The following is an 11,136-nucleotide window of genomic DNA, read 5'->3' as shown; positions in this document are numbered from 1 at the left end:
GACCATATGGGACGACTGCGCGGCTATGGCAATGCAATCGTTGCCGCCCAAGCGCAAGCGTTCATCGAAAGTTACATCGAAGAAATCCGATGATTCAAAATTCTCTGACAACGAGGAATAAACCATGAACGAAGAACAAGTAAAAATGTACGAGTCCGACGACTCCGCTGTTTATGAGGAACGCACCCTTAAAGGTTGGTGGAGCAAAGACGGACGCACCAGACGCTTTTGGGGAAAAGACGAACACATGGCCCGCTATGCAGGATGCACACACCGCACATGTGAATGCGGTGCCATCGTCCCTAAAGGGTACATCAGATGCAATGACTGCTCAGAAAAAGCGGCCGCAAAGCGATGGGCAGAAATGCCTCTGGTGGAGTGGGACGGCAAAGCCCCTGTCTGCATTCATGGTGGCGACGAATACTTTTGGGATGACGGTAGTTTTTTTGATTGGTGTCAGGACCATGGATGCCGCCCTGAAAGTGTCCGTCTTGTCCTCTGTGATCCCGTATATCCTAGCCAACTTGATTCCGATTTTTGGTGTGATGACCTGCCGGAAGACGGGGAACTTGACGACACCATTCAAAAGGCCGTGGACGAACTCAACAAGGTGCTCAAAGCACACGGCCCGATGTCTTGGCACCCCGGCACCAAGCGCGTCATTTGTCGCGGATAATACACGTATCAGCAGGACTATGACCATGAATGAATCAAAGCACATACTCGATGCCTGTTGTGGCGGCCGAATGTTTCACTTCGACAAGCAGAACCCGGAAGTGCTGTTCACTGACATCCGAAAGGAAGAGCACACGCTTTGCGATGGTCGCTCCTTTACTGTGTCGCCTGACACCATTGAAGACTTCCGGGACATGTCGTTTGAAGACGAGGCGTTCAACCTCGTGATCTTCGACCCGCCCCACCTTGTCCGTGCCGGTGACAATTCGTGGATGAAGGCGAAATACGGACGCCTCGACCGCGACAACTGGAAGGATGATATCCAGAAAGGTTTCGCTGAGTGCTGGCGAGTCCTCAAGACGGGCGGCACCCTCATTTTCAAATGGAACGAAACCCAAATCAAACTGGCTGAGTTGCGGCCGCTTTTCCCGGCCCGTCCGATATGTGGCCACACGACAACCGTGAACCTGAAAACTCACTGGATCGTCTTCTACAAGACGGTCTGAGAATCTGTAATTTTGCGCGGCGGCGTGGAAAGTGGACACGCTATGGGCGGCACGGTCTCCGTCCTAACCAAACTGACCTCTTAGCTGGAGTGACGCCCAGCCCGCGCAATCAACCAAGTTCTCAGCATAAGGAGACACCATGGGATTCACAAAAGAAAACGTGATGGACGCCCCGGTCAAGTTCTACGCGAACTGCGACGCATGCGGGGAAACCATAGCCATAACGGAAGACGTATACGACGGCGACGACTTCTCCTGTCCAGATTGCGGTCTGACTGTTTCGGCAACCGTAGACGAAAACGGCGCTGTTTACTGGAACACTTTCGACGGCAACGGCGAGCAAATCTAAACCTACATGAGAAAATCTGACATGACACACGCCCAAGTAGTCAAGAAAGCCAAAGATTGGCTCCGCCTTGCAAAGAAGTGCAACCCTGTTTTTGCCGAACGTGGTGGCCAAGTAATCAATGAATTCCCGGACGCAATTGGATTCACAGCGCATGAAACCATCGTGGTGGAGTGCAAGGTTTCCAAAAGCGATCTTCTTGCCGACAAGAAAAAGCCTTTCCGTTCCGAGGGTGGCCTTGGTGATCAACGATACTACATGCTTCCCGCTTCCCTCTACGACGAGTGCGAAGACCATGATTGGGGTGGGTGGGGCGTTGTCCTTTGCGGACCTGATCGGGCAACGAAACAGGTGTGGGGAATGAAGTCGGCAGATTTCACCAGCAATCTGAAAGTGGAACGCGATTTTCTAAGATCAAGAGTCATGGAAATTCAGCGTTTCGGGACATAACCACGAATACAACCGTCCGAGGCAATAATGACTGATTTCGTTGATCCGATTTGGGGACTGCTGGGTACGTTCGCCTTCATTCTTTTGGGGATTGTCATCTGTGCAGGCTTCTGCCTCATTTCCAATAGGCAGCAATTGAAAGCCATGGAGATGATGAAGGAACTTGCCGAGCAGGGCATTGAATTCGAAAAGTCGCAGAATATGAACAAAACATACAACGCATAAAAAAACTCACACACAAAACCCCGGTTCAGGGACCAGGGCTTCGTCGTGAGTTGTGCCGGGACCACCCCGACCTACTTATCATACACAAAACACAATCCGGGGAAAAGGATTGTCAAATGACCGAAAAAAGGAAAATCACCGTGGGCGAATTTCACACTGAATACATTAACCATCGTGAAGGAACTGTTGCAAACTCGACAGCAACCGCTGACGACTTGGCTTTGCGCAAGTTCACCGCTCACCTCCCCGATGGACACCGGACACCTATGCAACGCGTCAGACCACGCGATGGCGACACATTCATGTCGCGCTGTTCAAAGTCTGGACTTAAGGCCACAAGCACGACCAACCATTATCGTCATTTGCATAAGGCGTTCGCCGTGGCCAAATTGTGGGAGTACGTTGAAAGCAACCCATTTGCCGAAGTACAACCGCCCCGCATCCACAAGGCTCCCCCCCTTTTCATCCCAATGGACAAAATAGGCGCGGTACTGGCTGGAATCGAAGACTTTGACAAGCGTATGCTTATGACGGCCTTCTACGCGACAGGTCGCCGTCGCTGCGAATTACTAAATCTCAAATGGTCCGACATCGACATGGAGCAACGCCAGTACCGCGTTCACGTTTCCAAGGTCCACCGCGATATGGTTATGCCAATCAGCCAGTTGTTTTACGACGTGTTGATCGAACAACGCATGTTTTACGGGCACATGGAAAAGGTATTCCCCCGGTGGAAAAATCCAGACAGCGTTACTCATTGGGTAAAGCAAGAGCTTATCAAAGGCGGGTATCCGCACCTACATTTGCACCATCTTCGGCACTCGTTCGCTTCGGCATACGTCGGTGTCGGCGGTGACATCTTCACCTTGTCGAATTTATTGACTCATTCCAACGTAAATACCACACAAATTTATACCCACGTCACCCCTGGAAGACTGGCCAAAGAAGTTAACAAGGTAACGATTTGAGCCTCTGCGATAATTGCATAAACAAACCAAATAAATGGGAGGTGTCGGTCTACATGCTGGACGCAACCACCTGCAAGGCAGACCACTACATCAGCCAGACCGATGCCGCTCCACGGGATCAATATTTCGACAAACAAGGGAAAAAAATCACCAACTGTCAAGACTATCAACCCCAATAATTATGCACCCAAATTTGACACACCCCGCCCCTATCCGTACATACTCTCACTTAGGAGACGTGTGTATGAAGGGGAATATCTACACCAGTGAACGGTGTCCGGTGTGTCATGCCATTTTCAAACATGACCAGAATCGAAATGGTATGTTTTGCCAGGAACACCCTGAAATCAGAGCGAGCGAGCGGCAACTTGTGGTGCGCTTTGGGAAAGAAGTTACCAAGCGATTCAAAAACTACGACCTTGCCCGACAATTCCTGAACGGCCTACGCTATGAAACAGCCGAAGGATCTTTCGACCCCCGCAAGTATGCCAAAGCACGCCCCCTTTCCTTTTCAAACCAGTCCGCCAAATGGCTTGCCGTCAAAAAACAATCCGGTGTCTCTAGGTCGTATATGCGAAGCCTTGAAAACTACATAGGCAAAGCAGAACGCGCTTGGTTAGATAAAGACGTCAATATGATCTCTTATGGAGACATCGAGGACTTTGCCCTCTCCCTAGACTGCGGAGACAAAACCAAGGCAAACACGCTCGCCGCTCTCAACCAATTTTTCAAATGGGTTGAAAAACGTGAGGGCTTCCCGGCACCTCAGATGCCGGAAATCAAATACACGCTTGGATGGCGCGAGATCATAGACACAAATACCCAGTCCGCCATTATCGATGAGATAGAACGCATAGCCCCCCGTCGAGTTTGGATAGGTATTAAGTGGTTGGCAACATATGTTGCAATTCGTCCGAATGAGATACGAGAGCTTCGAGAGGCCGATATTAACGTGAACGGTTTCATAATCTGCCGTCCTGATACCACCAAAGAAAAGAAACCAAAAATCGTTCCAATGCTGGAAGAGGACATAGAGTTATACAACTCATTCCCTCAAGGGCTGCCCCATCTTCATTTTTTCAGGAATGAATCCGGGCGTGGAGTCCCTGCCAGGTGTCGAGGAAAACAGGTAAGCAAAAACATCTTTTACGATTGGTGGAAAAGGGCCTGCAAAAATCTCGGCATTGTTGGAGTAGACCTATACGGTGGCACTCGCCATTCAACGACAACAGCCCTAAGCGAACACTTTTCGCGTGATGAATTACGCGAGTCTGGAACCATGCATGGAACCAACAAAGCCTTTGAACGCTACATGCAAAAAGAAGCTACTCCATCACGCAATATTTACGCCAAAGCCCGGCAACTTTCAGAGAAGAAAAAAGGGAAAATTATCGTTTTGAACCAAGGTGACAAAACTCACTAAGTTTATCACTTGTTTATCAACACCCCTGCAAACTTAATGATACCAACGATTGTACCGGGTTCAAATCCCGCCCCAGGTACCAGAAATGAGAAACCCGTCCTGCCTGTATGGTGGGACGGGTTGTGTTCTTTTTAAAGGAACAAACCGATGTAATCGCAAAGTCAGACACTTCGGACGTTGACTCAAACCAACTTTCTGACACGCTTTTATCCTTTTAAAAAATCATCCATCAGACAGATTTAACGGGAAGGAAGCTGACATGAAGCAGCCCCGGCCCTTTGTTGTGTCGAGGAAGAACTCTCCCCTTTCCGCTTCAACCCGCTCCCGAATCGTGATCAAACCATTCCCGACATAGTGACGTGTTGGATCAAATCCTTTTCCATTATCCTCTATCGTCACATCCAAAATGTCACGGGTACAATTCATCTGAATATGAATGGTGTCAGCCTCTCCGTGGCGTATGGCATTACTGGTCGCCTCTTGAACAATTCGGAAAATCGGCGTCCGAAGCCGGGCCGGAATAACCGTCTCCGGTACATTCACATACAACTTTGTGATAATCCGATCCTTATTCTCTTTGGCAAACCAATTGAGCGTTGAAACCAACCCCAATTCATCCAACATCGCTGGCCGAAGCTCCTTCACGATCAACCGAATTTCTTTCGATGTTTGTGAAAGACATGCGGAAACTTCTTGAATTTGCTCAAAATTCAACGGAGAAATTTCCAAATTCGACAGTTTCAACCGAACGGCCGTCAAAGTCTGACAAATTCCCTCATGCAATTCGCGCCCAATCCGTGAACGCTCCTGTTCTGTGGCATCCAAAAGCGCCTTTCGCGAAACCGTCAGATCTTGCAATCGATCCAGCATTCCATTGAAAGACCGCATGAGATTATTAATTTCATTCTCTCCATCATCAATCAAAACCCTGCAACTCAAATCCCCTTTTGAAACAACATCGATTGATTTCAAAAGTTTTCGCATGGGAATCATAATTCCGATCCATAACGTGTATGACCAAAAGGCCAAAGCAAAAAACCAGGCCAAACCAACGGCTCCCAAAAAATAATCCCGATTCTGTTGCAGCACACGAACCCTGTCATAATTTTTGACAGCTATTTCATTGACCAATGAAGCCAAGGACTTCAGCAGTATGGAAATATGATTAAGTCGATAAAATCTGGCTTGCGTAAAATTCCCGGAAAAATCTGATGCGACCTCTTTTTCATACATGGCCAGCATTTTGGTAAAGGTCACATCCAGTTGCTGTACCTGATGCAACATTTTCGAAAGAATCTGTGGTTCTGCAGGATGCTTCTTTATGGCTGTGTGCAATGAATCAATCTTCATTTTCCATTGCTGCTTGATACGGACAATACCTGCCTTGTTCATTTCCGTTGCCAAACGATTCAATGACGCGACTTCATTGACGAGCTGATACGCCTCCTGACTCGAATCCATGGCCTTTTCAATGCTGGAATCCACATACATCATGCCTATCAATGTGGCGGCACTAAATACCGCCACACTGAAAAAAAGAGCTATTATGCGGCTTTTAAGAGTCATCGATTAATGAATCAGGGTGACTTTGTTCGGAGCAATTGCTTCGAGTGGCTCAAAGGCAATCAACTCAAGATAGTTGCGTGGTGTCTTCCTGGAAACCAACTGATTCTCGATGGCCCATTTTTCCACATCTTCCAACATCAGTAACAAGGATTGCCGAATACTGAGGTCGTAATCCATTTCATGACGAACCGTTTCATCCATGACCGCAAGCGGATACCTTTTATCCTTGGCCAAAATGCTGATGCTCGTATCAATATTTTTTTTAAGAAAGTCGTCCGCCTTGAGCACGGCACGCAGGACGCCTTTAAGCGTATCCGGAGTTTCCGTCACCATTTTGGTTGAGGTAACCATGACCACGTATTTGCGCAGAATGGTGCCATCCTCGAAAATTGCCCAGTCATCTCCCAAAAGTTTCTTGGCATTCTCAATAGGCATTCCATGCATACACAGCGCGTCAACTTGCCTGGTTGCAATGGCCTCTGGCATCGCCTTTTTCGTCAAAAAAACGATTTTGACATCATCGCAGGACACTCCATTGATTTCCAAGAACTTTGAAATATAAAAATGCGCGGTCGTCGCATTCACTGTTGCGATAGTCTTTCCTTTCAAATCAGCAACAGTCTGTATCCCGGCACTTTTTCTCACAAGCACCTTCGTCTGATTATCCGTATAGCTCAACGTCCCGACCAGACGATGTTGCGTCGTATCAAAATCAGTCAGAACGATGGGAATGATACTACAGGTACCAAAATCATCAATTCCAGCCAAATATTTGTCAAAACTCTGTTTTCCGTTTTTATATGAATGAATTTTCCCATCAATCCCATTTTCAGCCATATAGCCTTGAATACGCGCAATATTCAAAGCCCCTGCCATGGGTCCGGCTCCAGACGAAAAAGTCAATTCAGTTTGGCCAGCCAAAGCATATGTTGCGGTAAGAAGGATACAGGACAGGACGAGTAGAAGAATACGTTTCATGTGACATCTCCATGGTTTTGTCAAATGTACAGATGTGTGAATATAGAAAAGCACTCATAGATGCAAGAGTATAAATTATGGTTATTTTTTCACATGGTAGGGTCGATGACGCTCGTATTCATAAGACATCCCGCAAAAGCGCGTCTCTTCCCCTACCAAATGTTTTTCAAAGAGTAGAGTCCACCCTACCAAACAAGTGGAAGTCCACCCCATGGCAAGGCATCCCATATTTGCATAAATAAGAGGAAAAGGAGGTTGGAATGGTGAGTGTCAAAGAAGATGTTGTCTATGCGTGGTTATTGGAGCAACTTGAAAACGGTAAAATTTCCGAAAAAGAAGCCCTCCATATATATGATTGCAAAACCTACGATGAATGGCTTATGAAGTTGCATCAGTTGGTCAATAAAACTAACGATTCAACTCCATTGGAAATTTTGACGGGTAAGTGTGGCTATGCAGACTCCAAAAAGGATATTAATTGCCGACGATCATAGTTTGGTTCGGGAAGGGCTTCGGCAACTTATCGAGTCTCAGGACGGTTTACATGTCGTCGGCGAGGCAACGAACGGCGAAGAAGCCCTTAATCTTATAGCAATAAAACAACCGGACTTACTTCTGCTCGATCTTTCAATGCCGAATTCCGGTGGAATTCAAATCATAGAAGCGGCACTGACGCTTCGTCCACATCTTCGTATTCTGATCGTCACAGCGCATGGTTCCAGTTCTTTCGTATATTCCGCATTAAAGGCCGGCGGTCACGGCTATCTGCTCAAATCAGAGGAAGGAAGTGAGATACTGCGGGCAATCAACTGTATTCTTGATGGCCAAAGCTACCTCAGCCCCGAGGTCACGAGTGAAGTTATTCGTGGTTATTTATATGGTGGACGACAGTATGACCGCGAAGAAGAACTCGCCGCTCTCACTCCCAGAGAGTGTGAACTCGTTGACCTCATATTGGAAGGAACAACAAAGAATCTGGCTTTGGCCAACAGTTTATTCGTATCGACCAAGACCATTCAAAAGCATAAAACAAATATTTTCAGGAAGTTAGATGTTTCAGACACCTATGAACTCATCAAACTTCTTGAAAAGAGACAGTCCAACGAATAGACACCGAAAGCCATCTCTCTCTTCTCTCTCACAAAAATGCCTATTTCTTCCGTTCGCTGAACACAGAGAACGCATTCACCCAGTCGCTCCCGTGGTGGGAGCGACTGATATCATGGCTTCCCTGCCGTCCGACGATCGAGTTTCAATCCACGCTCCCGTGGTGGGAGCGACCCGAGCTTGCCCAGCTTGGCGATGACCTTGGGGTTGTTTCAATCCACGCTCCCGTGGTGGGAGCGACAGGCAACGGTTATGACCCTGACAAGGGAGGGCTTGTTTCAATCCACGCTCCCGTGGTGGGAGCGACCTTCGAAGGAGCATTGAAGGGTCACGTTAGTATCAAGTTTCAATCCACGCTCCCGTGGTGGGAGCGACACTACACCCGTCTGCGCGAACTGTGCGAGGAGATGTTTCAATCCACGCTCCCGTGGTGGGAGCGACTAACAACACGCTTTGCATTTAGTGCCGTTTTAGGGTTTCAATCCACGCTCCCGTGGTGGGAGCGACGGATTGTTAAAAAGTAAAGTTAGATTGCTTAAGAGTTTCAATCCACGCTCCCGTGGTGGGAGCGACTGCCGTTTGTTCCGGAAATCGAGCCACGCGACACAGTTTCAATCCACGCTCCCGTGGTGGGAGCGACCATATTCCTGGAGCGTTGAGGATAACCCGACCCGGTTTCAATCCACGCTCCCGTGGTGGGAGCGACCGTACCGGAAGCTCTTAAACGCGCTATCTTGAAGGTTTCAATCCACGCTCCCGTGGTGGGAGCGACAGCAAAGCAGACTATTGAACTGCTAGATACGCTTGTTTCAATCCACGCTCCCGTGGTGGGAGCGACTGAATAAAAAGGAGGACTGATGGCTACTGTATTTGTTTCAATCCACGCTCCCGTGGTGGGAGCGACTCAGGTCTCTCATCTTCCGCTCTAGCCAGTAATTGTTTCAATCCACGCTCCCGTGGTGGGAGCGACGCCAGTCACGGGGTTAATCTCAATAACTTCTTGGTTTCAATCCACGCTCCCGTGGTGGGAGCGACAAATACTATGTCTGACAGTACTTTTGAAGAACTTGTTTCAATCCACGCTCCCGTGGTGGGAGCGACTAATCCCTTTTCACAAACATACGGTTCTGCCACTGTTTCAATCCACGCTCCCGTGGTGGGAGCGACGGGTCAATTTTGGTGATTTACGGCCACGTTGTGTGGTTTCAATCCACGCTCCCGTGGTGGGAGCGACTTTTACAGGATTCGGAGGCCTCGACCTAGGCCTTGTTTCAATCCACGCTCCCGTGGTGGGAGCGACTACATTGCAAAGATGTACCTGCCAGAGGACTAGAGTTTCAATCCACGCTCCCGTGGTGGGAGCGACGCTATCCCTGATGAAGTCCGTGTGTTGGTACGAATTGTTTCAATCCACGCTCCCGTGGTGGGAGCGACGGTTATTAAGTGGCCCGATGGATACCACCCGCTTGTTTCAATCCACGCTCCCGTGGTGGGAGCGACGTTCCTGAGTGGGGCGGTAAGGTTATTGTCTCCGTTTCAATCCACGCTCCCGTGGTGGGAGCGACCTGGCCGCACGGCTGCCATGTCTCCGGTGCGTATGTTTCAATCCACGCTCCCGTGGTGGGAGCGACAATCATAGGTTGAGGCAACACTATGAGGATCATGGTTTCAATCCACGCTCCCGTGGTGGGAGCGACATGAGCATGACCCTGGACTTCCTCAAAAATCCGGGTTTCAATCCACGCTCCCGTGGTGGGAGCGACTGAAGTGGGTTGAAAATAACCCGCATTTGGCAAAGTTTCAATCCACGCTCCCGTGGTGGGAGCGACGAACAATTTCAGGGGGACAACGGCCAACTCGGCGGTTTCAATCCACGCTCCCGTGGTGGGAGCGACCCTTGATAGACATGATATTACGAGACAGTCCCTTGTTTCAATCCACGCTCCCGTGGTGGGAGCGACTGTCGATACACAACATTTACACTCAAAACTTTTTGTTTCAATCCACGCTCCCGTGGTGGGAGCGACCAACTCAGTGGTGATGCGGGAAACTTGGGCAGGTGGTTTCAATCCACGCTCCCGTGGTGGGAGCGACTCCTTATGCTGAGTTCGTTGTTAACCGACAGGAGTTTCAATCCACGCTCCCGTGGTGGGAGCGACTGGTCTGAACAGTACGATATATCAGATTTTTCACAGTTTCAATCCACGCTCCCGTGGTGGGAGCGACCGCAGGACTAGCGTTAGCTTTAAACCTTACACAAGTTTCAATCCACGCTCCCGTGGTGGGAGCGACAGACCTTAGACGTGTAATCGCCAAAGCAAAAGGTGTTTCAATCCACGCTCCCGTGGTGGGAGCGACAAATCAATTGAGTGGCCGTAAATGTGGCCGCATTGTTTCAATCCACGCTCCCGTGGTGGGAGCGACCACATACTACCAGCCGATTGAGGACGAGCTACACGTTTCAATCCACGCTCCCGTGGTGGGAGCGACTCGTGTCTGGTAAATATGAAGGCCGTAAGATATTTGTTTCAATCCACGCTCCCGTGGTGGGAGCGACCAAGGTACAACACACCCGTTGCCGTTTTGCTGACGTTTCAATCCACGCTCCCGTGGTGGGAGCGACTGATCTATGTCAAACTCTGTTTCGAATCGATTAAAGTTTCAATCCACGCTCCCGTGGTGGGAGCGACCTGACCTTGTAGCCGCACTCATCGTGCAGATAGTGTTTCAATCCACGCTCCCGTGGTGGGAGCGACGAAATACGTTTGTGTTGGCAAGATCATCGGTACGGTTTCAATCCACGCTCCCGTGGTGGGAGCGACGAACTCGCAGGAGGGGACCCCCTCAAGCGGGAACGTTTCAATCCACGCTCCCGTGGTGGGAGCGACCTGG

General features: G+C 49.2%; 12 protein-coding genes and 1 CRISPR repeat array (1 of these 13 cut by a window edge). Of the genes, 10 read left to right on the top strand and 2 right to left on the bottom strand.

Annotation, left to right across the window (positions count from 1 at the left end; genetic code table 11):
- Window positions 1-124 precede the first annotated feature (124 nt).
- From GO013_RS06600 to GO013_RS06570, 8 genes are all read left to right on the top strand, one after another.
- The gene (locus tag GO013_RS06600) at window positions 125-676 is read left to right on the top strand and encodes a hypothetical protein (protein ID WP_163809400.1); all 552 of its coding nucleotides are present in this window, start codon (window positions 125-127) and stop codon (window positions 674-676) included.
- Between the two features lie 25 nt (window positions 677-701).
- Window positions 702-1,181 carry a methyltransferase domain-containing protein gene (locus GO013_RS06595; protein WP_163809398.1) on the top strand — a complete coding sequence of 160 codons (480 nt, stop codon included), beginning with the start codon at window positions 702-704 and terminating at the stop codon, window positions 1,179-1,181.
- 139 nt (window positions 1,182-1,320) lie between these two features.
- Window positions 1,321-1,530, top strand: a complete 210-nt coding sequence (locus GO013_RS06590) for a hypothetical protein (RefSeq protein ID WP_163809396.1) — start codon at window positions 1,321-1,323, stop codon at window positions 1,528-1,530.
- 21 nt (window positions 1,531-1,551) lie between these two features.
- Window positions 1,552-1,977, top strand: a complete 426-nt coding sequence (locus tag GO013_RS06585) for a hypothetical protein (RefSeq protein ID WP_163809393.1) — start codon at window positions 1,552-1,554, stop codon at window positions 1,975-1,977.
- A gap of 27 nt (window positions 1,978-2,004) precedes the next feature.
- Entirely contained in the window at window positions 2,005-2,202 is a 198-nt protein-coding gene (locus tag GO013_RS06580) for a hypothetical protein (protein ID WP_163809392.1), read from the top strand.
- Between the two features lie 116 nt (window positions 2,203-2,318).
- Window positions 2,319-3,170 carry a tyrosine-type recombinase/integrase gene (locus tag GO013_RS17390; RefSeq protein WP_163809389.1) on the top strand — a complete coding sequence of 284 codons (852 nt, stop codon included), beginning with the start codon at window positions 2,319-2,321 and terminating at the stop codon, window positions 3,168-3,170.
- A 53-nt stretch (window positions 3,171-3,223) separates the two neighbouring features.
- Complete coding sequence (locus GO013_RS17385; protein ID WP_275406331.1) at window positions 3,224-3,349, top strand: hypothetical protein; 126 nt, start codon at window positions 3,224-3,226, stop codon at window positions 3,347-3,349.
- A gap of 65 nt (window positions 3,350-3,414) precedes the next feature.
- Complete coding sequence (locus GO013_RS06570) at window positions 3,415-4,593, top strand: tyrosine-type recombinase/integrase (RefSeq protein ID WP_163809387.1); 1,179 nt, start codon at window positions 3,415-3,417, stop codon at window positions 4,591-4,593.
- A 222-nt stretch (window positions 4,594-4,815) separates the two neighbouring features.
- Here the strand turns inward: GO013_RS06570 and GO013_RS17520 are convergent, their stop codons facing one another.
- Both GO013_RS17520 and GO013_RS06560 read right to left on the bottom strand, forming a co-directional pair.
- Window positions 4,816-6,120, bottom strand: a complete 1,305-nt coding sequence (locus GO013_RS17520; RefSeq protein WP_203529431.1) for an ATP-binding protein — start codon at window positions 6,118-6,120, stop codon at window positions 4,816-4,818.
- A gap of 42 nt (window positions 6,121-6,162) precedes the next feature.
- Window positions 6,163-7,137 (bottom strand): ABC transporter substrate-binding protein, encoded by a 975-nt coding sequence (locus GO013_RS06560; protein WP_163809383.1) that lies wholly within the window; start codon window positions 7,135-7,137, stop codon window positions 6,163-6,165.
- Window positions 7,138-7,397: 260 nt separating this feature from the next.
- Between GO013_RS06560 and GO013_RS06555 the strand changes: the two genes are divergently transcribed.
- Both GO013_RS06555 and GO013_RS06550 read left to right on the top strand, forming a co-directional pair.
- The gene (locus GO013_RS06555; protein ID WP_163809381.1) at window positions 7,398-7,631 is read left to right on the top strand and encodes a hypothetical protein; all 234 of its coding nucleotides are present in this window, start codon (window positions 7,398-7,400) and stop codon (window positions 7,629-7,631) included.
- The gene (locus GO013_RS06550; RefSeq protein WP_163809378.1) at window positions 7,591-8,247 is read left to right on the top strand and encodes a response regulator transcription factor; all 657 of its coding nucleotides are present in this window, start codon (window positions 7,591-7,593) and stop codon (window positions 8,245-8,247) included. The genes GO013_RS06555 and GO013_RS06550 overlap by 41 nt, the downstream gene beginning before the upstream one ends.
- Window positions 8,248-8,320: 73 nt before the next feature.
- Window positions 8,321-11,136: direct repeats of the CRISPR family, unit length 32 nt; unit sequence GTTTCAATCCACGCTCCCGTGGTGGGAGCGAC; it runs 1,323 nt beyond the window's last position.

The sequence above is a fragment of the Pseudodesulfovibrio sp. JC047 genome (assembly GCF_010468615.1).
Classification (GTDB): domain Bacteria; phylum Desulfobacterota; class Desulfovibrionia; order Desulfovibrionales; family Desulfovibrionaceae; genus Pseudodesulfovibrio.
The sequence above is the reverse complement of the archived record's forward strand: the minus strand, read 5'-3'. Positions and strand labels throughout refer to the sequence as shown.